Origin of the sequence: Streptomyces sp. NPDC002809 (genome assembly GCF_040295435.1) — a bacterium.
Lineage (GTDB): Bacteria > Actinomycetota > Actinomycetes > Streptomycetales > Streptomycetaceae > Streptomyces.
In genome coordinates this window covers 62,745-89,109 of sequence record NZ_JBEOVJ010000025.1, presented here as the reverse complement: position 1 = coordinate 89,109, position 26,365 = coordinate 62,745, and the positions used below count along the sequence as shown (strand labels likewise).

The following is a 26,365-nucleotide window of genomic DNA, read 5'->3' as shown; positions in this document are numbered from 1 at the left end:
GAACGGGCCCGTCGGCGTTCCCCGCACCGGGCCCTGTCCCGCCTCACCGCCCGCCCTCACGACGTGGCTTCGAGCACGCCCGTCCGGTAGATCGTGCCCGCGCAGGCGTTGGCGATCGTCGTCTCGGCGACCGGCGCTCCCGGTTCAGGCGTGTGCTGCACGGACACGGTGCCCTGTGCCGTGCCGTCGCCCTCCTCGCTGCCGAACTGCGTCTCCGTACCCGCTGCGCTGTCCGTGGCCCCACTGCCCGTGGTGGACCCGGCCGCGACCCCCGTACTACCGGCCGCGCCGTCCGTGGGACTCGGGGAGGGCGAACTACCGGTGGTCGGACAGGTCTCCTGGGGCACCCAGGCGAACATCACCTCGTAGGCCATGTCCGGCTTCAGGAGCACCGTCGCCTCCTCCTGCGCAGGATCGGGCAGTCCGGACGCCGGGTCCCCCTGGGTGTGCCGGACGACCATGATCTTGGCCGGGTCGGCCGCCCCCGTCGCCGCGAAGCCCATCGTGCCGCTGCTGCTCACCGAGCAGTTCTTGCCGGACACGTTGACGATGCGGAAGCTTCCGTACACCGTGCCGTCGGCACCGGCCGTGCCGGTGCTCGCCGAGGCGACTCCGAGCTGCTCGGGAGCGCAGGCCGGCATGTCCGCCTGCGCACTGGCGGCCGGGCCGTCCGAGGGTCCGCCGGCCACCTTCTCGTCCGTGCCCTGGCCGCTGCTGTCGGACGGGGAGGCCGTGCTGTCCGGGAGGCCCTGGGCACCGCTGTGCTGGCCCTCGCCGCCGGTGCCGCCCCCGTTGACGGATTCCGCGCCGGGTTCCTCGCCGTTGCCGCCCTGCGCCTGCTCGCCGTGACCGGCGATGGCGGGGCTGGCGGTGCTCGAACCCTCGGAGTTGGCGACATGGACGAATGCGGGGACCGCGGTGCCGATGAGCAGTGCGGCCGCGGCCACCCCGACAAGGGCCTGCCGACGACGCGCACGCCGGGCGGGCACCGCGCGGAACAGATGGTCGAGGGTTCCGTCGCTCGGTTCGAGACTCTGCACGGCACCGTGCATCATCCGGCGCAGCGCGGCCTCGTCGAGGGAATCACCGTCGAAGGGGCCGGAACCCTGGCCGAAGAGACCGGACGGGCCTCCGAGTCCCCGGGTGTCCGCGTCCACGGCGGACCGGCCGGACCCACCGGAAGAGGCGGCGCCGAAGGGAGCGGGGTGCGCGCCCTCCCCCGCGTCGCGGTCCGTGTGCGAGGTGTTCTCCGGCCCGTGGTTCACAATTCCGTTTCCAGTCCGGTCATTCCGATGTCCGCGAGCAGGCCCGCGCCGGACTCCGTTCCCGTCCTCGCGCCCGTGATCGTCGTCGTGGCGCCGGTTCATGCCTGCGCCTCCATCACCACGCGCAGCGCCGCGATACCGCGGGAGCCGTACGCCTTCACCGAACCCAGAGATATCCCCAGCGTCTCGGCGACCTGCGCCTCGGTCATGTCTGAGAAGTAGCGCAGGACCAGCACCTCCCGCTGGCGCCGTTGCAGCCCCCGCATCGCCTTGATCAGCGCGTCCCGCTCCAGTTGGTCGTACGCCCCCTCCTCCGCGCTCGCCATGTCCGGCATGGGCTTGGAGAGCAGCTTCAGGCCGAGGATGCGTCGGCGCAGCGCGGAGCGGGAGAGGTTCACGACGGTCTGGCGCAGGTACGCGAGCGTCTTCTCCGGCTCGCGTACCCGGTTGCGCGCCGAATGAACGCGGATGAACGCCTCCTGCACGACGTCCTCACAGGAGGCCGTGTCGTCCAGCAGCAGGGCGGCGAGGCCGAGCAGCGAACGGTAGTGGGCGCGGTAGGTCTCGGTGAGATGGTCGACGGTGGTTCCGGCTGCCACGCTCTCCTCAGCGCCCTCGCGCTGCGACGGCAGCCCCGCAGGCCGCGCTGCGGGCATGGGCGCGATCACCGGCATACCACCGGACGCGCGGGGCCGTCTGAGCGGTCGCACCGAAGCGCCGCGCAGGGGGCCCACCACTGTGATATCGAGAACCTCTGCCACGCCAGTTGGACACGTTTCCCCCCGTCAGGGTTGTACGCATACGGCACCGCGTTTGACTCCATGCGATATGCCTTCATACGACCCGTTCTTCCCCGAATGCCCCGAATGTGCGCCCCGCCGCGCAGGAAGTGACCACTGAGACGCCTGCCACCCGGCCGGCGGTTGCGACGGGCCGAAAGGTCATCGTCGGCCACCGCGATACCCCAGCTCAAGAGGTTCAGACCAGCAACTTGCTCACAGGGCGTTCACAGAGCGTACAAAACAGGTTCGATCAGGACCGGGGAAATTCGGCAGCCACCGCTTCGGCGATCTGCGCGACGTTCAGCGCCGCCCCCTTGCGGAGGTTGTCGCCGCAGAGGAAGAGCTCGAGCGCCCTGGGGTCGTCCAGCGAACGGCGGACCCGGCCGACCCATGTCGGGTCGGTGCCCACCACATCGGACGGGGTGGGGAAATCTCCGGCTCCCGGGTTGTCGTACAGCACGACACCCGGCGCGGTTGCCAGGATCTCGTGGGCCCGGTCGACCGCGACCTCGTTCTCGAAGCGGGCGTGCACGGACATCGAATGCGTGGCGATCACGGGTACGTACACACAGGTCGCCGAGACCTTCAGTGCGGGCAGATCAAGGATCTTGCGGCACTCGTCGCGGATCGCCAGCTCATCGGACGACCAGCCGTCGCCCGCGTCCGTGCCGGCCCACGGCACGACGTTGAGGGCTACGGGTGCGGCGAACGGGCCGTCGTCCGTGTCGCCCACCAGGCGGCGTACGTCGCCCGGCTTCGTGCCGAGTTCGGTGCCGGCCACCATCGACAGCTGTTCGCGCAGTACGGCGACGCCTTCGCGTCCGGCCCCGCTCACCGCCTGGTACGAGGAGACGACGAGCTCCCGCAGCCCGAACTCGGCGTGCAGGGCGCCGACCGCGACGATCAGCGACAGCGTCGTGCAGTTCGGGCTGGCGACGATGCCGCGCGGCCTGATCCGTACGGCATGGGGATTGATCTCGGGGACGACGAGCGGTACGTCCCCGTCCTTCCGGAAGGCGGCGGAGTCGTCGATGACGACGGCGCCCTTCGATGCGGCGAGCGGCGCCCAGCGCGCGGAGACCTCGTCGGGCACCAGGAAGAGCGCCACGTCGACGTCGTCGAAGACGTCCTCGGTGAGTCCGAGGACCTCGACCTCCTCACCGCGCACGACCAGCTTGCGGCCGACGAGACGCGGTGAGGCGATCAGTTTCACCTCGCCCCAGACATCCGCGTGTTCCGTGAGGATCTGGAGCATGACGCCGCCGATCGCCCCGGTCGCGCCGACGACCGCGAGAGAAGGGCGGCGTGCGGTCATCGGCCGGTGCCCCCGTACACGACTGCCTCGTCGGAGTCGCTGTCGAGACCGAAGGCGGTGTGCACGGCGCGCACCGCCTCGTTGACGTCGTCGGCACGGGTGACCACCGAGATGCGGATCTCGGATGTCGAGATCAACTCGATGTTCACACCGACGTCGGACAGCGCCTCGAAGAAGCCCGCGGTGACGCCCGGGTTGGTCTTCATGCCCGCGCCGACCAGGGAGATCTTCGCGATCTGGTCGTCGTAACGCAGCGACTCGAAGCCGATGCCGGCCCGGCTGCGCTCCAGGGCGTCGATGGCCTTGCGGCCCTCCGCCTTGGGGAGCGTGAAGGTGATGTCCGTCAGACCCGTCGATGCGGCGGAGACGTTCTGGACCACCATGTCCATGTTGATCTCGGCGTCCGCGATGGCACGGAAGATCGCGGCTGCCTCGCCCGGCTTGTCGGGCACGCCGACGACCGTGACCTTGGCCTCGGAGACGTCGTGGGCGACTCCGGAGATGATGGCGTGCTCCACCTGCTGGTCCCCTTGCGGCTCGTTGCTGACCCAGGTCCCGCGCAGCCCCGAGAAGGACGAGCGGACGTGGATCGGAATGTTGTAGCGGCGTGCGTACTCCACACAGCGGTGCAGCAGCACCTTGGAACCGGACGCGGCCAGCTCCAGCATGTCCTCGAAGGAGATCCAGTCGATCTTCCGGGCCTTCTTCACGACCCGCGGGTCGGCGGTGAAGACACCGTCCACATCGGTGTAGATCTCACAGACCTCGGCGTCCAGTGCCGCCGCGAGTGCCACCGCGGTGGTGTCGGACCCGCCGCGGCCGAGGGTCGTGATGTTCTTGCCCTCCTGGCTGACACCCTGGAACCCGGCGACGATGGCGATGTTGCCCTCGTCGATCGAGGTCCGGATGCGGCCCGGCGTGACATCGATGATGCGCGCTTTGTTGTGGACCGAGTCGGTGATGACACCGGCCTGGCTGCCCGTGAACGACTGGGCCTCGTGGCCCAGGTTTTTGATCGCCATCGCCAAAAGGGCCATGGAGATCCGCTCTCCGGCGGTCAGCAGCATGTCGAACTCACGCCCGGCCGGCATCGGAGATACCTGCTCGGCGAGATCGATCAACTCGTCCGTCGTGTCGCCCATCGCTGACACCACGACAACCACCTGGTTGCCGTTCTTCTTGGCGTCGACGACTCGCTTGGCAACCCGCTTGATGCCTTCGGCATCGGCTACGGAGGAGCCTCCGTACTTCTGCACGACAAGGCCCACGTGCGCTCCTCGCTCAATCCATTACGACTGTCGGCTCAGTTTAACGAGCAGTCCGGAAACGCCCCGCCGATATCACATGCTGAGATGTCCCGCTCACCAAGTGATCATCGGCGTGTCGCACCGAACTGCTCGTACGAGGCTGCTGCCCGCCGATCGCCCGCCCACTCCCCTGTGTGTCCCAGCCCACACACCGAGTCGCGGAAGGCCCGGGCGACCCGCGTCGCCGGGCACGGACCCGGGGCACGGCCTCACCGGCCGTGCCCCGCGACGCGTACGCGGGATCCCCCTCAGCGGGGAGCCGCGCCCCGGTGCGCCGCAGTCCGTCCGCGGCGCCGGAGCGTGAGCCCCGCACCGACGGCCACCAGCAGCGCGGCGACGAGCCCTGGCCACCAGCCGATGACGCCACCGGTCTCGGCCAGATTCCCGTCACCGTCACCGTGGCCGCCGTCACCGTGGCCACCGCCGCCGTGGCCGCCGCCGGGCGGAGGGGTCGGCTTCGTGGGCGTCGGTGTCGGCGTGGGCCTGGGCTCCTTCTCCGTGTTGGTGAGGGTGCAGGTCACCGCTGCTCCGGTCGCGACGTCCACCGTCCCGCCCGTCACCGGGAGCACGTCACGCGAGGCCTCGCACGCCCAGTCCCCGGCTTCGTACCCCTGCGGGCCGTCCGACTCCGACAGCGTGTACGTGCCGGGCTCCACCTCGGCCCCGGTCACCTCGTCGGCCCCGGAGGGCCCGGAGACGGTGCTCGGTCCGGTGGCGCCGAGCGTCCAGTCCGCGGGGGAGGCGGTGCCGCCGTGGCCGTTGACCACGTGCTTCACCAGGGTCAGCCCGGCCTTGCAGTTGACCCGGTTCTCCACCGTGAACGTGTTGTGCCCGGCGGCCAGTTCCGCGTCGTACGGCAGCGCCTCGTCGATGTCCGCGCCGTTGGCCGAGACGAGCCGGCTGCCGTCGAGCGTGCAGGACGCGGGCACCGTCGGGGTCTCGGCGATCGTCGTGGTGTCACCGGCGTCGTAGCCCTCGCGGGTGACATCCCAGTCCTGGGCGGAGGATTCCGCTCCGGCGGGTCCCGTCGGACCGGAGGCTTCCACTCCGGCGGGTCCCGTCAGCGCCAGGTCCGCGTCGAGGCCGTCCGGGCGGTCGGCGTGGTCGTACGTCGTGCCGTCCACCGTCCACCTCTTGTGGACGGTGACGTCCGCCCCGGCGGTCGCGCGGTTGTAGACGACGCAGCTGACCGCCCCGAGGCGCGGCACCTCCACGGTGAAGCCGGGGGCACCGCCCGTACCGGTGTTGGCCACGTCGACCGGTGATCCGTCGCCGACATCGGTGCAGACCGCGTTGTCGCCGTCCTGTGTGACCAGCGTGTGGCCCGGCTGCTGGGTCTCGGCGACCGTGACGTCCGCGGCGGGGACGGTGTTCGGGAAGGAGGGCGTGAACACCACGCCGCCCGTTCCGTCGTCCGTCGTGGTCTGCGTGTCCGGCAGCCCACCCACCCCCGTTTCGGTGGTCGAGGCGTCGAACTGCCAGCCCGGACCGGCAGGTTCGGCTCCCGTCACGTCCTCGCCCGTCGTGCCCGAGGGAACGATCTGCTTGATGACGGACAGCGAGCCGTCGCAGTGGGTCAGCGCCATTTCGTGCAGGGCCTCGCCCGCTGCGGCGAAGTCGGTGGTCTGGTAGTAGTCCGCGGTCGACGGGTTCGGGGCCTCGTCGTCGAACGCGGTCTCGCCCGAGATCGCCTTCAGGTTGAGGCCGGAGATCCCCTCCACTCCCTTGCCTACCCCGACCGCCACCACGCGGGTGCCCTGCGCCTTGACCGCGTTGGCGGAGAAGACGCCGCCCTCGACATCGGCGAAGTGCGTGTGCGAGCCGTCGCCCGTGTAGGGCTTGCTCCAGCGGGTCGGATTGCCGTCGGTGAGCACGACGGTCAGGTCGTAGACCGGCTCCGCGTGTGCCACCGCGTTCAGCCCCTGGTCCCAGTTGGTACCGGAGCTCAGGGCCCAGTCCGCGTAGAGCTTCTTGAAGGCGTCGGCCCCGGACTGCGTGGACACCTGCATGAGTTCGGGCGTGTTGGCCGTACCCGAGCTCGGCGAATTGCGGTCGAAGGAGAAGAGCGCCATGCGCGAGGGCGTGCCGGTCAGCGCGTCCGCCAGCTTGTCGGTGGCCTGCTTGAGCTGCGGCAGCGCGCTGCCGACCGACGCCGACATGTCCAGCACCACGGCGACGTCCAGACCGCAGGACTCCGGCTTCCGCGGATTCACCCGGGACTGCTGCCAGATGCCGCCGGAGGCTGCGTAGGGACTGGCCGACCAGTCGGTACCGATCATGAAGTCGCGGGTGGAGGAGTAGGTCTCCCCGTCCGCCGGCGCGGGGGCGCGGAACCGGTACGCCGACTCCACCGACCCCGAGCCGCTGCCGTCGCCCGTGCGCAGGGCCGGATTCGTGAACCAGCCGTCCGGTACGCCGCCGTCGGGCTGTCCGACCCAGAAGCGTGCGCCCTCGTTGGCCCCGCCGCTTCCGGTGTCCGGCACCGTGAAACTGCAGTCACCGTCGGCATCGGACTCGCACCGGCCCCAGTCACCGGTGACGGGCGCGGTGGCGTCCTCGCTGTCGTACAGCGCCAGCCGGACCCCCGCGAGCGGGGTCACAGCGGAGTCGCCCTGGCGGTCGCCCCCGGTCTTCACCGTGATGACGGAGGTGCCGGCGGCGGGGGCGGGAACGTCGGCCGCGGCACCGGCGCCGACGGACGAGCCCGCTAGCACCAGCGACAGGACGGCCAGAACGGCCCTGAACGCGGGCCCTCGGCGCGACGTACGGATATGTGGCCGTCTCACAAGTGAACTCCCCAGTGCGAATGTCACCGAGGCCGCAAACTACCGCTTTATATTTATATGATCACCAATGTCCGTATCGCGTGTCGCCTGCTGCGCGCCGCCGGACATCTGCGGTGCGCCCGTCCACTGCGCCGGAGGAGTGACGGAGTGTCCGGTGGCGTTTGCGCCCGCCGGACCGTGCGCAGGTCTTACCGGTCGTCGCCGCGCCCACGCCCCCGGGCCCGTCCCCCTCCGGAGTCCCCATGCGCAAGGCCTTCCGCGCACTCCCCCTGCTCCTGCCCCTGTCCGCCGTGCCGCTGGCGGCCTCGCCCGCCCACGCCGGCGGCACCTGTTTCGCGACGCACGCCGACGCCCCCATCTACGCGGGCTCCAACCCGTGGACCGATGTCGTCGGCTACCTGGACCCCGGCATCCCCGTGAACGGCACGCGCTCCGGGGCGGACGAGCTGTGGCGGGTGTCCCGCACCGACAACGGGGCCCAGCTGGGCTACATGCGGCCGCAGGACCTTCGCTGCGACGGCGGCTGACCCACGGCCATCACCGAACGGGACCTGGGCCCCACTGGCCGCCCGCAGTCCCGCCACCCCGGCCGCGACGTCCGTACGCTGCCGGGGGCGGGCCAGGAACGTGTCCGGGACGTCGCCCGTCGCGCCCTTCGCCTCGTCGCGGGCGGCCGCGCCGCACGGGGCTTCGTCGGGGACGTGCCGTTTACCGAAACCCGCTTTGGCCAAGCGATGGGCAGGCGCGCGCAGGGCAGCACCAACATGGGCGGAAGGCATGTGGATCGAGTCGCTTTCGATCTGTCAGGACGAGATCCCGGTTGGTGTTGGTGCACCGCCGGGATCGTCCTTTTCAAGGACTGTCACGCCGAACCCACAGCGTGCACACGCTGTGACGCAAACCGGTCACCGAAAGTCATCCACGCAGGTGTGCACGGGACTTGGGAGGGTGGGCGGGTGCAACCCCACCACCCATTCCTACAGAAGGACGCAATTGTCGCCCTCGGACCCGCTGTACGTGGATGTACGCCGACTCAGGGCGGCCTCGACGCAGTTACAACCTTCGGAGTCGCTGCAGCCGGACTGAACCATCGCCGGTCGTCGCTCATATTCCGTCCGCCGCCCGCCGTCCGCTCAATGAGGTCGGCTGACTCCTCACACCCCAGAGCCTCCATGCGGATCACGCCAAGCAGCAGGACAGGCCTCAGCAGCGGGCACCGACAACGGCACCGGCATTCTTCACACGGCGAGCAGGGTCCCCGTCAGGCGGCTCCCCGCACCTCTTGTGGGCCCGGACCCTGAGCGACCGAACCCGGCCACTCCGCGCGCAGCATCGCGAACAGCACGGTGTCGTACCGCTTGCCCGCCACCAGCACGGTCTCCCGGCGCCGGCCCTCCTCCCGGAAGCCCGCCTTGGTGAAGGCGCGGACGGCCCGCTCGTTGCCGCTCCAGGTGTCGAGCTCGATCCGGTGCAGGCCGAAGACCCCGAACAGGTGCCCCACCAGCAGCCTCAACGCCTCCGAGCCGTACCCGCCGCCCCAGTGGTCCCGGCTGCCGATGGTGACGCCCACCGTGACCAGCCCCGCGAAGGGGTCCAGGTCCCGGTAGTCCACCATCCCGATCACCGCGCCGTCGGTCAGGTCCTCGACCGTGAAGACGGCTGAATCCCTCGGGTTCAACCGCAGCATCGTCTCGAAGGCGTTCCCGATGGCCTCCGCCGTGACCGGCCCGAATACCGGGTCACCGGCCGCCGCCCAGTGCACCACCTCCGGGTCGTTGCGCCACCGGACATGATGCTCCGCGTCCTGCGCGCGCAGTGCGCGGAGCCTTACCGTCGTACCTTCGATCATCCGGTGATCGTAGAACTTGAGCGGCCCTGTGGCGATCTTGTTCCGGACCACCCGGCCCGAGGTCCCCGCGGGGAGCTACTTCACCGGCCGCAGCCCCAGCGGGCCCGCGATCTCCTCGACCATGACGCGGCCGGCCTCCTCGGCCAGGTCCTCGTCGCCGGCGTCCTGGTCGGTGTCCAGGCCGTCGAGCTCCTGGAGGGGCTGGTTCAGCCGGATGTGGGCGATCAGGGACTGGAGCGCGCGCAGGGCGGCGGAGGCGGTGGAGCCCCAGTTGGAGAAGTAGGAGAACTGCCACCACCACAGGGCCTCCGTGGTGCGGTCCTCCTCGTAGTGGGCTAGGCCGTGGCGCAGGTCCGTGACCAGGTCGGCCAGGTCGTCGGAGATGCGTGCCGGGACCGGGGCCTTGCGGGGCTCGTACGGGTCGAAGACCTCGGAGTAGACGTCGATCGGCTCCAGCAGGGCCGCGAAGCGCTCGCGCAGGCCGTCCGCGTCCGGCTCGGCGCCCAGGTCGGGCTCGTAGCGCTCGTCGGGAAGGATGTCCTCGTACGCGCCCAGCCGGCCGCCGGCCAGCAGGAGCTGGGAGACCTGGAGGAGCAGGACCGGGACGGCCTCCTCGGGCTCCTCGACCATGGAAACCTCGGTGACCGCGACGATGAACGTCTTGATCTGGTCGGCGATCTGGACCGCGAAGTCGTCGGGGTCCTGCGTGACAGTGTTCAGCGTGGCGTCAGACATCGAGGAGACCTCCCGTGGGCACGGTCGCAGACGGTGAGTAGAAGATAGCTGCGCTGAACGTAAAGCCGTCGTGAGGCCGCCGGCCGACGGCCGGAAGACGATCAGACATCGAGCAGACGCCTCCCCTCGAAGGCGCGGCCGAGGGTGACCTCGTCCGCGTACTCCAGGTCGCCGCCCACCGGCAGGCCGCTGGCCAGCCGGGTGACGCGCAGACCCATCGGCTTGACCATCCGCGCCAGGTACGTCGCGGTGGCCTCGCCCTCCAGGTTGGGGTCGGTCGCCAGGATCAGTTCGGTGATGGAGCCGTCGGCGAGACGGGCCAGCAGCTCACGGATGCGCAGGTCGTCCGGGCCGACGCCCTCGATGGGGCTGATCGCCCCGCCCAGGACGTGGTAGCGGCCCCGGAACTCACGGGTCCGCTCGATCGCCACGACGTCCTTCGGCTCCTCGACCACGCAGATGACCGTCCGGTCGCGGCGCGGGTCCCGGCAGATCCCGCACTCCTCCTGCTGGGCCACGTTGCCGCACACGGCGCAGAAGCGGACCTTGTCCTTGACCTCCAGCAGCGCATGGGCGAGACGGCGCACATCCGTGGGCTCGGCCTGCAGGATGTGGAAGGCGATCCGCTGCGCGCTCTTGGGACCGACGCCGGGCAGCCTGCCCAACTCGTCGATGAGGTCCTGAACCACGCCTTCGTACAACGGAACGCCTTTCGGGCCGGGTCGGCTGCGTCGTGGTACGTACCGTAGGGGGTACGTACGGTCTTGGGTACGCCCGCGGTCGTATGCGGTGCGTCCGCGGTCGTACGCGGTACGTCTGGGGTCGTACGCGGTACGTCCGCGGTCGTACGCGGTACGTCTGGGGTCGTACGCGGTACGTCCGGGGTCAGAAGGAGAGGCCGGGCATGCCGCCCAGGCCCTGGGTCAGCGGGCCCAGCTTCTGCTGCTGGATCTGCTGGGCGTTCTCGTTCGCCGCCTGGACCGCCGCCACGACCAGGTCCGCGAGCGTCTCGGTGTCCTCCGGGTCCACCGCCTTCGGGTCGATCACGAGGCCGCGCAGCTCGCCGGAGCCGGTGACCGTCGCCTTCACGAGGCCACCGCCCGCCTGGCCCTCGACCTCGGTCCTGGCAAGCTCCTCCTGCGCCTCGGAAAGGTCCTGCTGCATCTTCTGAGCCTGCTGCAGCAGCTGCTGCATGTTGGGCTGACCACCACCGGGAATCACGGTCACTCCAGGCATTTCGACGACAAATGTTTCGGTAAGCCGAGCCTACGTGGTCCCTGGGCGGCGCGCCCCACCCACTGGCGAGCAACTCTTTCGAGTGAGTTCGGGCAGGCCGTGGCAGGACTCCTATACCTGACCAGAGGCCCTGTGCACCCGGGAATACCGCGATTTCGACCCCACGGCCCACCATTCGGCGGTAGGAAGGGGTGCGTCCCGGGACGCGCACGCGCATCTCTCGTCACGCAAGGTTACGCACGAGGAACTGCGGGTCGCACCGGGCCAGTGAGCAGCGAGTGCACAGAGAGCAGAGATCCGCCCATCGTCGAGTACGCGGTCGAGAACACGCGTCGCTATCCAGCATGCAGAGGAGTACCCCGGTGAGTCAGCCGGAGATGCAGCCCGAAGGGCCGCCCCGCAACGAACCCGGTGTGCCCGGTTCGGCCGCTTCCTCCGGTGCGGGCTCCGGCACCCGGAGCCGTGAAGCACAGGGCAGGGACCTGACCGGGACGCCCTTCCCGCTCGGTGACTGGGGCGAACCCGCCCAGCGGCTGGACGAGCTGTACCGCTGGATCGAGGCCGATGCGCTGCGCACCGCCGACTGGTACCTGGGCGACCGGGTGTGGAAGCGGCGCGGCGCCAGGGCGCTGCGGCTGGGGACCGCTGCCGGGGCGGTGGCGGGCGCCGCGCTGCCGCTGCTCGACCTGACGGGCGCACTGCACGGCGCAGCCGGCTGGGGGTACCTGTCGCTGCTGCTGGGCGCCGCGTGCATGGCGTGCGACCGGTACTTCGGGCTGACCTCTGGCTGGATAAGAAGTCTCGCCACGGCGCAAGCCGTGCAGCGGCGGCTCCAGGTGCTCCAGTTCGACTGGGCGTCGGAGTGCGTGCGCGAGGTGCTCGGCCCGGCCGAGGGGACGGCGAGCGAGGCGGCCGAGCGGTGCCTGGGGGTGCTGCGGCGCTTCTCGGAGGACATCACGGAGCTCGTACGGTCGGAGACCGCGGACTGGATGGTGGAGTTCCGGGCCGGTCCCGCGCCCATGGGGATGCAGGCGCTGGTCTCGGGCGGCTCGGGCGGTGGGCGCACGGAGCCGGGGGCTCAGCAGGGAAGGTTCCCGCTGCAGTCGATGAGCCGGCCGAACATGCCGCGCCAGCGGCCGCCGGAGTCCCCGCGGTGACCGGTCACCGGTGAGCACCGCGGGGAGCTGCGGGGTCCGTGCCTGTCAGGCCCTCAGCTGAAAATGATCATCGAGCCCTGGGCGAGGCTGCGGGTGACCGCCGCGTGCAGGCCGAGCCAGACGTGGCGTTCCCGGGCGAACGGGTTGTCGTCGTACGGGATCGGCAACGCCGGTTCCTCCAGCGCGGTGGGCGCGGCGGGCGGCAGCGGGGCGGGGGGCGGGTTGGCCGGATCGATACCGATGGACGGGGCGACGAACTGCAGCTCCCGCAGCAGCCCGTGCGCCGAACCGAGCGGACCACCGCCCTCCAGCAGGGCATCGGTGGACAGCGGCCCGGCGAAGTCCACGGGGACGTACGCGCCCGCATGGTCGTAGTGCCACACCAGGTGCGACTGCTGGGCGGCCGGCTCGAACATCTCCAGCAACTGCTCGTAGTCCCCGCCGAGTTCGTCGACTGGGGTGACGGCGAGGCCGCTGAGGTGGAGGAGGTAGGCGCGGCGCAGGAAGTGCAGCGCGTCGTAGTCGAAGCCCGCGACCGGGGCCACGTCACCGGTCAGTCCGGGCATGTACGCGTAGACGGGCACGGGCGGCAGCCCTGCCTCGACGAGCGCTTTGTCGTAGACGGCTATCTCTTCGGCGAAGGGGTTGTCGGGGCTGTGGCACAGCACATCGACGAGGGGGACCAGCCACAGGTCACAGGCCACGAAGTCTCGCTCTCATACGGGGATGCGTGCGGTGGTGCATGCGGTGGTGCGATGGTCGGGACAGCGTAATGCGGCCGGGACGTCGCGGACAGTGCTCCCTCACGACCGACTCGGCCCGCCCCACCGTCGTCGCCCCGCCGTCGCCGGTCCGCCCCGCCGTCCGCCCGGACCGGGGTCAGGTCCTCGGGCGCCCGTTGGCGGTGGGACCCTCCGTACCGTCCGGCCGCGGCGTGTGTCCCGGGTGAGCCGGGTCTCCGGCCGCCAGCCGGTCCGCCCAGCTCAGGGCGTGGCCGTTGTAGTCCTCGACGGCCCTGCGCAGGGCGTCGCGGTCCCGGTGCGAGATCGCGGCGACGAGTTCGGAGTGCCCGTTCCACAGCCAGTCCCGCACGTCCGCGTCGCCGCGCAGGTAAGGGACGGCGAAGACCCAGGCCTGGACGCGCAGCCGGTGAAGGAAGTCGGTGATGTAGCTGTTGCCGACGAGCGCGCCCACCTCGCGCCAGAAGCGCAGGTCGTAGCCGATGAGAATGTCCAGGTCGCCGCAGCGCGCCGCGCGGGAGGCCTCCTCGGCCCGGCGGCGTACGGAGACGAGGGCGTCACGGTAGGCGGCCTGCTGCGGCGGCGAGGGGAGCGCCCCCTTGAAGACGTCCCGGATGACCCCGTCCATGACCAGGGCGCGTGCCTCCACCATCGCGCGGTAGTCCGCGACGGTGAACTCGTGGACCCGGAATCCGCGGTGCTGGTCGGATTCGAGCAGGCCCTGCGCGGAGAGATCGAAGAGTGCCTCGCGTACGGGCGTCGCGGAGACGCCGTACTGCTCGGCGATCTGCTTGACGGTGAACTCCCGTCCCGGCTGCAGACGCCCGGCCAGCACCTCGTCACGCAGCGCGTCCGCGATCTGCTGCCGCAGCGTACTGCGGGTGACCGCTCCGCTCGCGCGCATGGCGCCCCTCCCCATTTCGGCCTCGGGTCACCTTAGACGAGGGAAAGGGGAGGGGCGCGGGTCGCCGGCGCCCGCGGGCGGCGCTACGCGGTGTGCTCGTCGGCCACCGACAGCGCGGCGTCGAGAGCCGCCAGGCCCTCCTTGGCCTCGGCCTCGGTGACGTTGCACGCAGGAACGGCGTGCGTGCGGTTCATGTTGATGAAGGGCCACAGGCCGTTCTTCTTCGCCGCAGCGCCGAAGGCCGCCATCGGCGCGTTGGCCTCGCCCGTCGCGTTGTACGGGACCAGCGGCTCGCGGGTCTCCTTGTTACGGACCAGCTCCAGCGCCCAGAACGCGCCGAGGCCGCGGACCTCGCCGACCGACGGGTGGTTCTCGGCGAGCTCGCGCAGACCGGGGCCGAGGACCGTCTCGCCGATGTGGGCGGCGTTCTCGATGACCTTCTCGTCCTCCATCACGTGGATGGTGGCGACGGCGGCCGCGCAGGCCAGCGGGTGGCCGGAGTAGGTGAGGCCGCCCGGGTAGGGACGGGTGTCGAAGGTGGCGGCGATCTCGGCGGAGATGGCGACGCCGCCGAGCGGTACGTAACCGGAGTTGACGCCCTTGGCGAAGGTCATCAGGTCGGGGGTGACGTCGAAGTGGTCGGCGGCGAACCACTTGCCGGTGCGTCCGAAGCCGGCCATGACCTCGTCGAGGACGAAGACGATGCCGTACCGGTCGCAGATCTCGCGGACACCGGCGAGATAGCCGGGCGGCGGCGTCATGATGCCGGCCGTGCCCGGGATGGTCTCCAGGATGATCGCGGCGATGGTCGAAGGACCCTCGTAGGCGAGGGTGTCCTCCAGATGCTGGAGCGCGCGGGCGCACTCCTCCGCCTCGGTCTCGGCGTAGAACGGCGAGCGGTAGAGGAACGGGGCCCAGAAGCGGACGACGCCCGCCGAGCCGTTGTCGGACGCCCAGCGGCGCGGGTCACCGGTCAGGTTGATCGCGGTGGAGGTGGCACCGTGGTACGAGCGGTAGGCGGAGAGCACCTTCGTACGGCCGGTGTGCAGCCGGGCCATCCGGACGGCGTTCTCGACGGCCTCGGCGCCGCCGTTGGTGAAGAAGATCTTGTCCAGGTCGCCGGGGGTGCGCTCGGCGATGAGGCGGGCGGCCTCGGAGCGCGCCTCGACCGCGAAGGCGGGCGCGAAGGTCGTCATCTTCCCCGCCTGCTCCTGGATCGCGGCGACGACGGTGGGGTGCTGGTAACCGATGTTGGTGAAGACGAGGCCGCTGGTGAAGTCGAGGTAGCGGTTGCCGTCGTAGTCCCAGAAGTACGACCCCTCGGCGCCGGCGACGGCGAGCGGGTCGATCAGGCCCTGGGCGGACCAGGAGTGGAACACGTGCGCGCGGTCGGCGGCCTTGACGGCCGCGCCGGCGGCGGAGTCGACAGGGGGATGAGGGGTCATGCGACGAGCGTAGGCGGCGTCGGGGCCGCGGCGGGATGGCCACCTTGTATGGCGTGGGCCGCCTGGTTCGGCAGGGTGTCGGGTCCGTCGCAAGCCCAGGAGGTGTTGACAACATGCTGTCGACACGACAGCATGTTGTCATAAGTGTTCTTCCCGTCGAGGAGGCCGTCATGACCCGCAGCACGAGGACCGCGCACCTGGCCGTGTACGACACCTACGCCGACTGGGAGACCGGGCACACGACCGCCCACCTCGCCCGGAACGGCTTCACCGTCCGGACCGTCGGACCCACCACCGCTCCCGTCACCAGCATGGGCGGACTGCGTGTGCGCCCCGATCTGGCGCTCGCGGAGCTGCGCCCCGAGGACAGCGCTCTGCTGATCCTGCCGGGCGCCTCGCTGTGGGACTCCGGCGACGCGCTCGCCCCCTTCGCCCGTACCGCACGCACCTTCCTGGACGCGGGGGTGCCGGTAGCCGCGATCTGCGGGGCGACGGCGGGACTGGCCCGCGAGGGGCTGCTCGACGAGCGGGCGCACACGAGCGCGGTCTCCTTCTATCTGGCGGCCACCGGTTATGCGGGCGCCGCGCGCTACACCGACGCCGATGCCGTCACCGACGGCGACCTGATCACCGCAGGACCCACCGAACCGGTCGCGTTCGCCCGCGAGGTCTTCGCCCGCCTCGGGGTGTACGACGAGAAGAAGCTCGACGCCTGGTTCAGGCTCTTCCACGATTCGGACGCGAGCGCGTACGAGGTGCTGCAGGGATGAGTGACGCGGACCGGGACCGGCTGAGCAACGCCGAGCAAAAGCAGCTGAGCAACGCGGACCAGGACCGGCTGAGCAACGCCGACCAGGACCGGCTGAGCCGGACCGCCCTCGGCATCTTCCACCTCAACGGCCGGTTCCTCTCCGTGGCGGAGAAGCTGGCCGCTCCGGCCGGACTGACCGCCGCGTGGTGGCAGGTGCTCGGCGCGGTGATCACCGAGCCGCTGCCGGTCTCCGGAATCGCCCGGTCGATGGGCATCACCCGGCAGGCCGTGCAGCGCATCGCCGACCTGCTGGTGGGCAAGGGACTCGCGGAGTACGTCCCCAACCCGGCCCATCGCCGCGCGAAGCTGCTCCGCCCGACGGAGGAGGGCCGCACGGCGATGTCCCGGATCAACCCGGGCCACGCGGAGTTCGCGGCGCGCCTCGCACAGGAGTTGGGGGACGAGGCCTTCACGGAGACGGTGCGGGTCCTGGAGGACCTGACCCGGGCCATGCGGACACTGACCGGTCCCGACACCCCTGGTCCGGCCGACTCCCCCGGCCCTTCCGGCGGTTGAGGGCACGGCCGGGGCACGGACCAGGCACCGCAACCCCGTCGCCGCACACCCGCGCCGCTATTCTCGACCCGTCCGGTGTGTCGCCGTACGGGGGAGGACTGCACACCATGGAGAAGCTCGGGGCCACCGATCCGCAACGCATCGGCGCCTACCGGCTGCTGGGCCGGCTCGGTGCGGGTGGCATGGGCCAGGTGTATCTGGCCCGCTCGGACCGCGGACGCGTGGTCGCGCTCAAACTGGTCCGCGAGGAACTCGCCGAACAGCAGGAGTTCCGCGACCGGTTCCGGAAGGAGGTGCAGGCCGCCCGCCTGGTCGGCTCCACCTGGACCGCCCCCGTACTGGACGCCGACACCGAGGCCGCCGTTCCGTGGGTCGCCACCGGCTACGTCGCCGGCCCGTCCCTCCAGGCCACCGTCTCGGGGCGCGCGAGCACCTCGGCGGGCCCGGCCCCCGGGGCGTACGGCCCGCTGCCCGACCGCTCGGTTCACATCCTGGGCACCGGCCTCGCCCACGCACTCCGGGCCATCCACTCCGCGGGGCTCATCCACCGCGACCTCAAGCCGTCCAACATCCTGCTGACGATCGACGGCCCGCGCGTCATCGACTTCGGCATAGCCCGGGCCCTCGACACCGTCACGGACGGCGGCCTCACCCGAACCGGCGCACTGGTCGGCTCGCCCGGCTTCATGTCGCCCGAGCAGGTGCGCGGCGAGCGCGTGACCATGGCGTGCGACGTGTTCTGCCTGGGCTCGGTGCTGGCGTACGCATCGACCGGGCGTCTTCCGTTCGGTGCGGCGGCCAGCGGGGTGCACGCACTGCTGTTCCGGATCGCGCAGGAGGACCCGGACCTGACCGGGGTGCCGGTCGACCTCGTGGAACTGATCCAGGACTGCCTCCGCAAGGACCCCGAAGCCCGTCCGTCCACGGACGAGATCCTGGAACGGCTGGACGAGGGCGACACCGCCGAACCCTGGCTGCCGGGCGCGCTCATCGCCCAACTCGGCCGCCATGCGGTGGGGTTGCTCGACTCGGAGGACCCGACGGGCACGATCCCGACGGACACGATCCCGGCGAGCCCGGTTCCGGCGAGCGCAGTTCCGACCGACGCGGCCCCGGCCGATACGGTCCCGAAGGACGCGGCCCCGAAGGATGCGGTCCCGACAGATGCCGCACCCGCTGACACCGCACCGCCCGGGAACACACCCCGGCCGCCCGTCGGCCAGGCACCGGCCGAAGCCGCACCACCGGCACCACCCGCGCCCGGCAGCGTCGTGGGAGTCCCCACCACGATCGGGCCCCCCACACCCGCCGCCCCGCCGACCGCACCGCCACCGTCCGGGACGCCCTCGCCCACGTACGGGACGCCCTCACCCACGTACGGCTATCCGCAGCAGCCCGCCCAGCCGCACCCGGGCCAGGGCTACGGATATCCGCACCAGCAGAACCCCGGCCAGGGCTACGCGTACGGCTATCCGCAGCAGCCGGGCTTCGGCCCCACGCCCCCGTACGGCCCGCCCCACCCGGCCGGCATCCAGCCGCCGGCCCCCGCGCCCGCACGCCGGAGCGCCGGCTCGACGGTCGCCCTCGTCGCCATCGCCGTACTCGTCGCCATCGGGGCCGGCGGGTCCGTCTACGCGGTCATGAGCGACCGCGACGCGACCACCACCGCCTCCCCCACGGACCCCTCTCCGTCGCACGGTTCCTCCGGCTCGCCCTCCTCCGAGGACTCGCAGGACCCGTCGGCCGGCGACGACGGGAAGAACGACGACGACGGGCAGGGCGGCAACGTCGAGGGGGACGTCCCGGAGGGCTATCTGGGCACCTGGACCGGCAGCATCGACAACGCCGCCGGACACTCCACCCGCGAACTCGTCATCCAGCAGGGCCAGGTCGGCGACGCCGTGCTCACGCTCACCGCTGAGGGACCGCTGGACACCGGCGGCACCTACCGCTGTGTGTTCGAGGCGGACCTGGCGGTCGAACCGGCCGACGGCGAACCGGTCAGCCTCGGCCCCTCCACGGTGGCGCTGGGCGAACCGATGACGTCCTGCACCCCGGGCAGCGCCACCCTGCTCACGCTCCTCCCGGACGGCACCCTGAGCCGGGTGAACACGGACTCCGGCGAGAAGCTCACCTACACGAAGTCCGGCTGATCAGGGCAGACTGCGCAGCACGAGACCGACACCCACCGCGAGTACCGCCACCGCGGTAAGGACGCTCCCGTAGGGGAGGCAGCGCCGCAGCGAGGGCAGTCGGCGCCCGGCCAGCGCGGCCACCCTGTTCCCGCCGCCGGAGAGCAACAGGCCGGCGGCGACGAGGGTGAGAGCCATGCCCACGCCGTAGCCGACGACCAGCAGCACACCGAAGAACGTGCGGCTGAGCGCGACGGCACCCAGGAGGACCACCAGCGCGGACGGGCTGGGCACCAGCCCGCCGGCCAGCCCGACACCCAGCAGCGCGGGCAACCCCTTGGTCCGGGACGGACCGGCCCCGGGCCGCAGCTCGTGGACATGCCCGCCCTCACCGTGCGCATGACCGCGGCCGTGCGCATGACCGTCCTCACCGTGCGCATGCCCGTGGCCGTGCGCATGACCGCGGCTGTGTCGCGCCGGTTCACCCGCTCGTAGTTCTCGTACCGCTGTCCGTACAAGTCCCGCGCCCAGCACGGCGATCACCGCACCGCTCACCGCGCCCAGCCGGCCCAGCAGCCGGTCGCCGAGGAACCCGCCGCCCGTGGTCAGCGCGAGGCCCACGGCCAGCACCCCCGCGGTGTGCGTCGCCGTCACCGTCGCACCGACGGCGAACGCGGCCCGCACCCCGCCCTCCCGGCGCGCCAGGCAGGCCGCGACCGCCAGCTTGGCGTGACCCGGCAGTGCCGCGTGACCGGCACCGAGCAGCACCGTCAGCAGAACCGCGAGCAGCCCCACCGGCAGCGTCAGGTCCCGGCCCGAGGTCAGCCCGGTGAGCCGGTCCTCCAGCGCCGGGAAGAGAATCGCGTCCCGGTCCACGGCCGGGGCGGCGGCGGGGCGGCCGGGGCCTGCGGCGGCGGCCGCCCCGGGTTCCGTCCGGAGGTCCGCACCGACCACGTCCAGCGGTGTTCCTCCGGAGGGGTACCGGCGCAGCACGTCGCTCGAACTCCGCGCCGGGACCGACGACCGGACCAGGCGTACCCCGTCCGCGCCGACCGCTGTGACCTCCTTCCAGCCGGTCCGGCCGGCCTCGGCGGCCGAGGTGAAGGCCACGCCGACGGGCCGGGAGAGATCGGCGTCGGCACTGAGCACGCAGGTCAGCCTGGCGATGGGCAGACCGGCCGCTCCCCTGCCGTACGTCAGCGCGCTGCTGCCCACCCGCCAGATCACCGGCTCGCCGTCCACCGAGGCCCGGGTCCGCCCGGCGAGTGCCGCACACCGGTCAGCGGCACGGACGGACGCCTCTGCGACCGAGACCGTCCCGTCCCCGTTCCCGTCGGTCGCGTCCTCGTCCTGGGCCATGGGGATCTCCGCACTGTCGACCACGGCGGTGTCCGTGATCGCGTCCCGGGCGAGCCGTAGCCCGTCGTACCGGTTCAGACTGAAGTTGCCCAGCGGGTGGGCGGGTTGCGCGGCCGGGGAGGCGCCCGCGAGGGGCGCCGCGGACAGGCAGAGAAGCAGTGCGGCGGGCAGTGCACGCACGGTTCGCATCATCAACTCGGTGACTCGGTCCTCTTCGGATCGGCTTCCGGCCGGCTGCGGCCGGAAGCCCCTCTGGGTCAGGTCTGCTTCAGCAGCTGTCGCGCCAGCCGTGCGTGGTACGGGGAGAAGTACGGGTTCAGGGCGAGCGCCTCACGCAGATGCCGGTCGCCCTCGGGCAGCCCGAGCGCATGCTCGATCGCCCCCCGGTGGTACCGGAAGAGCGCGTTGTCCCAGCCCGTCCTGGCGGCCTTGCGGGCGTATCCGACGGCTTCGGAGTCGCGCCCGGCGCGGTGCAGGGCCCAGCCCAGCGCATCGGCGACGATGACGCTCCGGGCGCGTTTCCACTCGCCCCGCATGAGCTCCACGGCCGCGTCCGGATCGCCGTGGTCGGCGGCGTACAGGGCAAGATGAGGATCGACCGCACCGCCCGACGCCCGCTCAAGCCGCACCTGGGCGTCCAGTGCCGCCTTCTCCGGCCGGACCGCGGCGCCGCCGCCCAACTCCACCGTCTCCAGCAGGAACTGCGGCAGGGGTGTGCGCGCGGTGAGCTCCCGGTACATGCCCAGGGCCTTCGCCGGACTGCCGCGCGCCGCGCACACCCTGGCCAGTCCGGACACCCCGTACGCGTAGCCGGGTACGGCGTCCACGGCCAGCCTGAAGTGCCGCTCCGCCCGGTCCACCGCGCCCTGCGACCAGGCCAGCTCACCCAACCTGGCCTGCACGAAGGCCCGTTCGTCAGCCGTCGCCGCACTGTCCACGGCCCGCCGGAGGGCGATCGCGGCGTCCTGCGGTCTGCCGTTGGTCTCCAGGTCGTATGCCGCCCTGCTGTACGCCGCCCCGGCCGGTGCGATGTCCAGCAGGCGCTGGGCGGCGGCCCGGGCCGCCGGATAGTCGCCGAGCTGGATCTGCGCGTCGGCCAGCACGGCGTAGCCGTCCGGCCGGTCGGGCGCCATCCGGGTGGCGCGGAGCCCGAAGTCGCGGCCCTCGACGAACTCGTGGCGGGCGTTGGCCACCAGCCCCTGCCCCGTCACGGCGGCGTAGTTGTCCGCCGGCTGGAGCGCCAGGGAGCGGCGCAGGGCCTCGTCGGCCGCGTCGAGACGGCTCGCGTCCAGGGTGACCCTGGCCTCATCGGCCTCGGCGCGGGCCAGGCCCGACCAGGACCCCGGGTCGTCCGGATAGCGTTCCGTGCGCTTGCGGGCGGTGGTGACCGCGAGGTCCGCGGCCGCGGGCACCGCGCCGGCCCGCGGAGCGGCGGGCGCCGGGCGCGTGTCACCGGCGGGACCGAGGTGCAGCAGTCCCGCCACGCATCCGGCCACGGCCACCGCTCCGCAGCTCACGAGGGACAGGCGCCTCACGGGCCCGCGTGCGGCAGGTTGAGATACGGAAAGGTGCGCTGCGCGTCCGCGACCTCCAGGGCGGTGGAGCCTCCCGGACCATCGCGTCCGCAACCCTCCACGCTTCATCGGACCTGGAAGGTTTCATGCGTATGCGCGCGATCCGTCATCTCACCGTTCTGCTGCAGTTGCCGCACTGTCCGTGCCGTTCGGCATGGCATCCGCCGGAGCTGCCGACACCCTGGTCCCGGCCGCCCCCACGGCGTCCGCAGCCGACCCGTTCCCGGGCGTGTACATCTCCCCGTGGGGTGACGCCGATGTGGAGCTCAGCGATGAACTGCTGGGCTGGATGCGGGACCACGGCATCACGCTGGACGCCATCAGCCCGTTCGTGATGGCCCCGGACGGCCGCAGCTTCTCCATGCCGATCGGCTCGACGGCGGGGGACGGCCTCGACTCCCGGGGGCGCATCTTCTACCCCGGCGGCCTCAACTTCCACCACGCGGCGTCCGACAAGACCATCACGCTGAAGCCCACCTACATCCGTGTGATGCCGACGCCGGGCTATTCGGCGGGTGTCACGGTGAACGGCGTGCCGCGCGCCGACGAGGTGATGATCGCGGACACGACCCCCGCCGAGGCCCTCCTCGGTGCCCGCCCCAGCCCCACCGGCTTCCGGCTGGAGAAGGTGCCGTTCCGCATCACTGCCGAGGCGTCGAAGCTGTTCGCCGAGGTGACCGGCGACGAGGGTCCGCGCGTCGGCAGCCTGCTCGGCACCCTCACCCCGAACTTCGACTACATCCCGGGCCGGACGCCGACCGGATTCCCGGGCTTCTGACCCGCACGGGTCCGGCACTCCCCAAGTGGCTCCGCACGGGCCGGTGTCCGGTTGATCCCCTTCTCGGGACCGGCCGGGCTCCGGCCCGTTCGGACCGCCGGCACCCGGCCGGTAATTGTGCGCATCCTGTGAAGTCCATGGCATACCCTACGGTCCTCGGCCGCACCCCGGTCCCGTCCACGGGTGTCATGCGGCCCCTTCACCGTGGGGGTAGAAGTCATCATCATGCGCACTCGAAGAATCTCCACCGCGACCGCGCTCGCGGTTCTCTTCAGCTCAGTAGTACTGGTCGGCGGTGCGGCGAACCCGGCCGCCGCCGACTCCAGCAAGGTTCTTCCTGCCGCGTCCGTCGGCGACATCGTCACCGACGGCGTGCACAAGCGCGTCTTCATCAGCGACCCGACCGGCGGCAAGGTCCTCGTCACCGACTACAACGGTGCGGTCGTCGCGACGATCCCGTCGCTTCCCGGAGTGACCGGTCTCGACCTGTCCGCCGACTCCGGCACGCTCTTCGCCGCAGTACCGGGCGCCGACGCCATCGTCACGATCGACACCGCGGCACTCACGGAGTCCGCCCGGTACGACACCGGCAGCGGCACGGGCCCGAAGTACCCGGCGCTCGCGGGCGGCAAGCTCTGGTTCGGGTACGGACCGGTCGGCGCCGGTCACATCGGTTCGCTCGACCTGACCGGCGCCGAGCCGGTCGTGGACCTGGGCCAGGAGACGGAGAGCCCCTGGTACATGGCGCCCACCCTGGCCTCCACTCCCGGCGCGCCCGGTGTGCTGGCGGCCGGTGTCGAGAGCCAGAGCCCGACCGAGCTGGCCACGTACGACGTGGCCTCCGGTACGGCCACGCGCACCGCGTACACGTCCACCGGGGCCAATCTGCGCGATCTCGCACTGACCCCGGACGGCACTCAGGTCGTGGTGGCCAGCGGGTCACCGTACAACCACCAGGCCTACCGGACCTCGGACCTCACGCCCGACATCTCGTACCCGTCCGACGCGTACCCCAACGCCATCGACATCGCCCCGGACGGGACGGTCGCCGCAGGCATCGACGGCTGGTACGAGCCGGATGTCTATGTGTACAAGCAGGGCGTCACCGCCAAGCCGGTCCGGACGTACGACTTCCCCAACACCGGTTCCTCCAGCGGTTCGGACACCCTGGATCCGGCGGGACTGGCCTGGGCACCGGACACCAGCCGGCTGTTCGCCGTCACCGTGAACAGCCTCGGCGTCCGCTCGCTGCGGGTGCTCACCGACCCCAACAGGTCCGTGACCACGGTCACGGTCACCGCCCCGGCGAAGGCTACGCGCGCCAAGAAGCTCACGGTCACCGGCAAGGCGACGTCGAACGCGGCGTTCACCGCAGGCGCCAAGGCCACGGTGACGCGCACCGACATCGAGTCGCCCAAGGGCAAGGCCCTGCCCGCGGTGTCGCTGAAGTCGGACGGCACGTTCTCCTTCACCGACACCCCGCCCGCCGGCGGCACGGTCACGTACAAGGTGTCGTACGCGGGTGACGCCACCCACTCCCCGGGGTCGGGCAGCGACAAGGTCGCCGTCTCCCGCGCGGCCACCTCGCTGACGCTGAACCGCAACAAGGCGCTGTACGCGTACGGCACCGATGTGTCGTTCACCGCGCACCTCGGCACGACGTACAAGAACCGCACCGTCGAGCTGTGGGTGGACCCGTTCGGCACGGACAAGCCCAAGAAGCTGGTGAAGACCGGCAAGGTCAATTCCAAGGGCAATCTGTCCACCACGGTCGACATGACCCGGGACACCACCGTCACCGCCGTCTTCAAGGGCGACGCCCGCTACGCGCCCAAGACGGTCACGTCGACGGCGTACGCCAAGGTGGCGGTCTCGACCACCGTCTCCAAGCAGTACAAGAACGTCAAGATCGGCTCCGCGTCGTACGCGTACTTCCACAAGAAGACCAACCCGGTCTTCACCACGAAGATGACGTACTACAAGGGCCGTAAGCTCCGGCTCTCCCTGGAGCTCTACTACGGGGGCAAGTGGTACGCGGCGGGCTCGCAGTACTTCCAGCTCGGCCCCGCGGGCACGGCCGTGACGCTGACCGGTACGCATGAGACGGGCTACCGCATGCGTGTCCGCTCCTCCTACGTGAACAACACGTCGGGCGACAACGTGAACTCGACCACCCACGGCGCCTGGAAGTACTTCTACTTCACCAAGTAGCCGGGCGGATACGCCGAACAGCTGCGGGGCCGGGCGCAAACAGCCCGGCCCCGCAGCCGTGTCCGGCCGCCCGCGCGGAAGCGGGGCGTCAGCGGGACGAGCCCGGGCGGACGAGGCCCTACATCAGCGGCTTGACCGACATGAGCAGGTGCTGGTGGGACGGCTCCGCCGTGCCCGCCGCCCCCTCCCGGTCCGCGTGCCCGGTGACCATGGCGCGCTGGCCGGGGCCCATCAGCTGGAACCGGACGACCGGGGTGTCGAACGAGGACAGCGCGTCCATCAGGTACGAGGGGTTGAACGCGACCGTCAGCTCATGTGTCCCCGCCAGCTCGGCAGGCAGCCGCTGGGATGCCACGTCGTCCTCGTAACCTGCCTGGAGAAGTACCGAATCGGTGCTGAAGGCGAGTTGGAGCGGGCTGTCGCCGTCCGCCACCACCGAGACCCGCTTCACGGCCTCGACCAGCGGTTCGCGTCCGGTGACCGCCGTGACCGGGTCGGACAGCGTGAACAACTTGTCGTGACGCGGGAGCCGACCGTCCAGAAGCCGGACCGTCGTCCGCATCCCGTCCAGCTCGAACCCGGCGGAGCCCCTGTCCAGCGCCAGGCTGACCGTGCCCGCACGGCCGAAGGAGCGGGCGATCTCGGAGAGCCGGCGGGACGGGACGACGACATCGGCCGAGACGTCCGCCGCCGCGGGCTTCCACTCCAGCCTGCGGACCGCGAAGCGGTACCGGTCCGTGGCCGCCAGGGTCATCCGGTCCCCGTCGAGCCCCAGCCGGATCCCGGTGAGTGCCGGCAGGGTGTCGTCCCGGCCCGCGGCCACCGACACATCCGCGACGGCATCCGCGAACTCCTGGCCGTCCACCGCCCCGAGCACCTCGGGCAGCGGCGGCAGAGCCGGATAGTCGTCGAGCGGCAGCACCGCCAGACCGAATCCCGCGCCGCTGCCCGTCACGGTGAAGCGGGACCCCTCGACCGCGCATTCCACCGCCCCCTGGGGCAGCACGCGGCACACATCCAGCAGCCGGCGGCCCATCACCAGCACCTTGCCCGCCCGTTCCGTCTCGGCCGGCACCTCGATGCGGGCCGACGCCTCGTAGTCGAGGCCGGAAATGCGGAGCAGGCCGTCGGCCGCCTCCAGCAGGAGACCGCCCAGCACGGGAACGGGCGACCTCGTCGGCAGCACCCGGGCCGCCCAGGCCACCGCGTCCGCGAGTTCGCCGCGTTCGATCCGGAACTCCATGGTGGTGACCTCTCCTCGCGTGCCGACCGTCTCCGGTCTCCGACGCTAAGGGGCACCACTGACAACGCGACGCAGAGGCGGCTGCGGCCGACGACAGCGGCCACCCCCGTGAGCCGATGCCGTCGTCCCCCGTGCCTCTCCCCCGAAAGGCCCGCAACCGCGTTCGGACTCTAGGTTGCGGGGCAGGAGAGGGAAAGATTCAGTTCGCACGGTGTGGTCG

At 71.4% G+C, this 26,365-nt stretch carries 22 protein-coding genes; 7 read left to right on the top strand and 15 right to left on the bottom strand.

The annotated features are described in order from the left end of the window. Positions 1–56 precede the first annotated feature (56 nt). The 5 genes from ABT025_RS17475 to ABT025_RS17455 form a co-directional block, all read right to left on the bottom strand. Complete coding sequence (locus ABT025_RS17475) at positions 57–1,265, bottom strand: hypothetical protein (protein ID WP_350994838.1); 1,209 nt, start codon at positions 1,263–1,265, stop codon at positions 57–59. Between the two features lie 98 nt (positions 1,266–1,363). Next, complete coding sequence (locus ABT025_RS17470; protein ID WP_350994836.1) at positions 1,364–1,939, bottom strand: SigE family RNA polymerase sigma factor; 576 nt, start codon at positions 1,937–1,939, stop codon at positions 1,364–1,366. Positions 1,940–2,297: 358 nt separating this feature from the next. After that, positions 2,298–3,362 (bottom strand): aspartate-semialdehyde dehydrogenase, encoded by a 1,065-nt coding sequence (locus ABT025_RS17465; RefSeq protein ID WP_350994834.1) that lies wholly within the window; start codon positions 3,360–3,362, stop codon positions 2,298–2,300. Then, positions 3,359–4,630 (bottom strand): aspartate kinase, encoded by a 1,272-nt coding sequence (locus ABT025_RS17460; RefSeq protein ID WP_148019924.1) that lies wholly within the window; start codon positions 4,628–4,630, stop codon positions 3,359–3,361. Before ABT025_RS17460 ends, ABT025_RS17465 begins: the two co-directional genes overlap by 4 nt. Positions 4,631–4,917: 287 nt before the next feature. Next, positions 4,918–7,455, bottom strand: a complete 2,538-nt coding sequence (locus ABT025_RS17455) for a hypothetical protein (RefSeq protein WP_350994831.1) — start codon at positions 7,453–7,455, stop codon at positions 4,918–4,920. A 242-nt stretch (positions 7,456–7,697) separates the two neighbouring features. Here ABT025_RS17455 and ABT025_RS17450 point away from each other — a divergent pair, with 242 nt between their 5' ends. Further along, complete coding sequence (locus ABT025_RS17450) at positions 7,698–7,982, top strand: hypothetical protein (protein ID WP_350994830.1); 285 nt, start codon at positions 7,698–7,700, stop codon at positions 7,980–7,982. 734 nt (positions 7,983–8,716) lie between these two features. Here the strand turns inward: ABT025_RS17450 and ABT025_RS17445 are convergent. The 4 genes from ABT025_RS17445 to ABT025_RS17430 all read right to left on the bottom strand — a co-directional run bounded on the left by ABT025_RS17445 (position 8,717) and on the right by ABT025_RS17430 (position 11,260). Beyond that, complete coding sequence (locus ABT025_RS17445) at positions 8,717–9,304, bottom strand: GNAT family N-acetyltransferase (protein ID WP_350994828.1); 588 nt, start codon at positions 9,302–9,304, stop codon at positions 8,717–8,719. A gap of 75 nt (positions 9,305–9,379) precedes the next feature. Then, positions 9,380–10,039: a DUF5063 domain-containing protein gene (locus ABT025_RS17440; protein WP_350994827.1), complete on the bottom strand. Its 660-nt coding sequence runs from the start codon at positions 10,037–10,039 to the stop codon at positions 9,380–9,382. A 101-nt stretch (positions 10,040–10,140) separates the two neighbouring features. Next, complete coding sequence (gene recR, locus ABT025_RS17435; protein WP_266780167.1) at positions 10,141–10,740, bottom strand: recombination mediator RecR; 600 nt, start codon at positions 10,738–10,740, stop codon at positions 10,141–10,143. A gap of 184 nt (positions 10,741–10,924) precedes the next feature. Beyond that, positions 10,925–11,260: a YbaB/EbfC family nucleoid-associated protein gene (locus tag ABT025_RS17430; protein WP_350994855.1), complete on the bottom strand. Its 336-nt coding sequence runs from the start codon at positions 11,258–11,260 to the stop codon at positions 10,925–10,927. A 377-nt stretch (positions 11,261–11,637) separates the two neighbouring features. Between ABT025_RS17430 and ABT025_RS17425 the strand changes: the two genes are divergently transcribed. After that, entirely contained in the window at positions 11,638–12,432 is a 795-nt protein-coding gene (locus ABT025_RS17425; RefSeq protein WP_350994818.1) for an SLATT domain-containing protein, read from the top strand. 53 nt (positions 12,433–12,485) lie between these two features. On the opposite strand, the gene ABT025_RS17420 is transcribed toward ABT025_RS17425, so the two are convergent. The 3 genes from ABT025_RS17420 to ABT025_RS17410 form a co-directional block, all read right to left on the bottom strand. After that, positions 12,486–13,136 (bottom strand): putative DNA-mimic protein, encoded by a 651-nt coding sequence (locus ABT025_RS17420; RefSeq protein ID WP_350994816.1) that lies wholly within the window; start codon positions 13,134–13,136, stop codon positions 12,486–12,488. Between the two features lie 175 nt (positions 13,137–13,311). Then, the gene (locus tag ABT025_RS17415) at positions 13,312–14,076 is read right to left on the bottom strand and encodes a GntR family transcriptional regulator (RefSeq protein WP_350994814.1); all 765 of its coding nucleotides are present in this window, start codon (positions 14,074–14,076) and stop codon (positions 13,312–13,314) included. A gap of 83 nt (positions 14,077–14,159) precedes the next feature. Next, entirely contained in the window at positions 14,160–15,521 is a 1,362-nt protein-coding gene (locus tag ABT025_RS17410; protein WP_350994812.1) for an aspartate aminotransferase family protein, read from the bottom strand. 170 nt (positions 15,522–15,691) lie between these two features. On the opposite strand from ABT025_RS17410, the gene ABT025_RS17405 reads away from it, so the two are divergent. The 3 genes from ABT025_RS17405 to ABT025_RS17395 all read left to right on the top strand — a co-directional run bounded on the left by ABT025_RS17405 (position 15,692) and on the right by ABT025_RS17395 (position 19,001). Beyond that, the gene (locus tag ABT025_RS17405) at positions 15,692–16,291 is read left to right on the top strand and encodes a type 1 glutamine amidotransferase family protein (protein ID WP_350994810.1); all 600 of its coding nucleotides are present in this window, start codon (positions 15,692–15,694) and stop codon (positions 16,289–16,291) included. 68 nt (positions 16,292–16,359) lie between these two features. Continuing rightward, positions 16,360–16,848: a MarR family winged helix-turn-helix transcriptional regulator gene (locus ABT025_RS17400; RefSeq protein WP_350994853.1), complete on the top strand. Its 489-nt coding sequence runs from the start codon at positions 16,360–16,362 to the stop codon at positions 16,846–16,848. A 107-nt stretch (positions 16,849–16,955) separates the two neighbouring features. Further along, positions 16,956–19,001 (top strand): serine/threonine-protein kinase, encoded by a 2,046-nt coding sequence (locus ABT025_RS17395; RefSeq protein WP_350994808.1) that lies wholly within the window; start codon positions 16,956–16,958, stop codon positions 18,999–19,001. Here ABT025_RS17395 and ABT025_RS17390 read toward each other — a convergent pair whose 3' ends face one another. Next, positions 19,002–20,528, bottom strand: coding sequence for a nickel transporter (locus tag ABT025_RS17390; protein WP_502971966.1), 1,527 nt, complete (start codon positions 20,526–20,528; stop codon positions 19,002–19,004). A gap of 68 nt (positions 20,529–20,596) precedes the next feature. Then, a complete protein-coding gene (locus ABT025_RS17385; RefSeq protein ID WP_350994804.1) occupies positions 20,597–21,856 on the bottom strand; it encodes a tetratricopeptide repeat protein in 1,260 nt (419 codons plus the stop codon). 211 nt (positions 21,857–22,067) lie between these two features. On the opposite strand from ABT025_RS17385, the gene ABT025_RS17380 reads away from it, so the two are divergent. Continuing rightward, positions 22,068–22,691, top strand: a complete 624-nt coding sequence (locus ABT025_RS17380; protein ID WP_350994802.1) for a hypothetical protein — start codon at positions 22,068–22,070, stop codon at positions 22,689–22,691. A gap of 225 nt (positions 22,692–22,916) precedes the next feature. Continuing rightward, positions 22,917–24,902 (top strand): YncE family protein, encoded by a 1,986-nt coding sequence (locus tag ABT025_RS17375; RefSeq protein WP_350994800.1) that lies wholly within the window; start codon positions 22,917–22,919, stop codon positions 24,900–24,902. Between the two features lie 118 nt (positions 24,903–25,020). Here the strand turns inward: ABT025_RS17375 and dnaN are convergent, their stop codons facing one another. Then, positions 25,021–26,145 (bottom strand): DNA polymerase III subunit beta, encoded by a 1,125-nt coding sequence (dnaN, locus tag ABT025_RS17370; RefSeq protein WP_350994798.1) that lies wholly within the window; start codon positions 26,143–26,145, stop codon positions 25,021–25,023. Between the last annotated feature and the right edge of the window lie 220 nt (positions 26,146–26,365).

Excerpts from the sequence above, each read along its gene's own strand:
- ABT025_RS17380 (WP_350994802.1), top strand. The coding sequence starts at position 22,068 with ATGGCATCCGCCGGAGCTGCCGACACCCTGGTCCCGGCCGCCCCCACG.
- ABT025_RS17440 (WP_350994827.1), bottom strand. The coding sequence starts at position 10,039 with ATGTCTGACGCCACGCTGAACACTGTCACGCAGGACCCCGACGACTTC.
- ABT025_RS17450 (WP_350994830.1), top strand. The coding sequence starts at position 7,698 with ATGCGCAAGGCCTTCCGCGCACTCCCCCTGCTCCTGCCCCTGTCCGCC.
- ABT025_RS17390 (WP_502971966.1), bottom strand. The coding sequence starts at position 20,528 with ATGCGAACCGTGCGTGCACTGCCCGCCGCACTGCTTCTCTGCCTGTCC.
- ABT025_RS17470 (WP_350994836.1), bottom strand. The coding sequence starts at position 1,939 with ATGCCGGTGATCGCGCCCATGCCCGCAGCGCGGCCTGCGGGGCTGCCG.
- ABT025_RS17395 (WP_350994808.1), top strand. The coding sequence starts at position 16,956 with ATGGAGAAGCTCGGGGCCACCGATCCGCAACGCATCGGCGCCTACCGG.
- ABT025_RS17410 (WP_350994812.1), bottom strand. The coding sequence starts at position 15,521 with ATGACCCCTCATCCCCCTGTCGACTCCGCCGCCGGCGCGGCCGTCAAG.
- ABT025_RS17375 (WP_350994800.1), top strand. The coding sequence starts at position 22,917 with ATGCGCACTCGAAGAATCTCCACCGCGACCGCGCTCGCGGTTCTCTTC.
- dnaN (WP_350994798.1), bottom strand. The coding sequence starts at position 26,145 with ATGGAGTTCCGGATCGAACGCGGCGAACTCGCGGACGCGGTGGCCTGG.
- ABT025_RS17465 (WP_350994834.1), bottom strand. The coding sequence starts at position 3,362 with ATGACCGCACGCCGCCCTTCTCTCGCGGTCGTCGGCGCGACCGGGGCG.
- ABT025_RS17415 (WP_350994814.1), bottom strand. The coding sequence starts at position 14,076 with ATGCGCGCGAGCGGAGCGGTCACCCGCAGTACGCTGCGGCAGCAGATC.
- ABT025_RS17445 (WP_350994828.1), bottom strand. The coding sequence starts at position 9,304 with ATGATCGAAGGTACGACGGTAAGGCTCCGCGCACTGCGCGCGCAGGAC.
- ABT025_RS17405 (WP_350994810.1), top strand. The coding sequence starts at position 15,692 with ATGACCCGCAGCACGAGGACCGCGCACCTGGCCGTGTACGACACCTAC.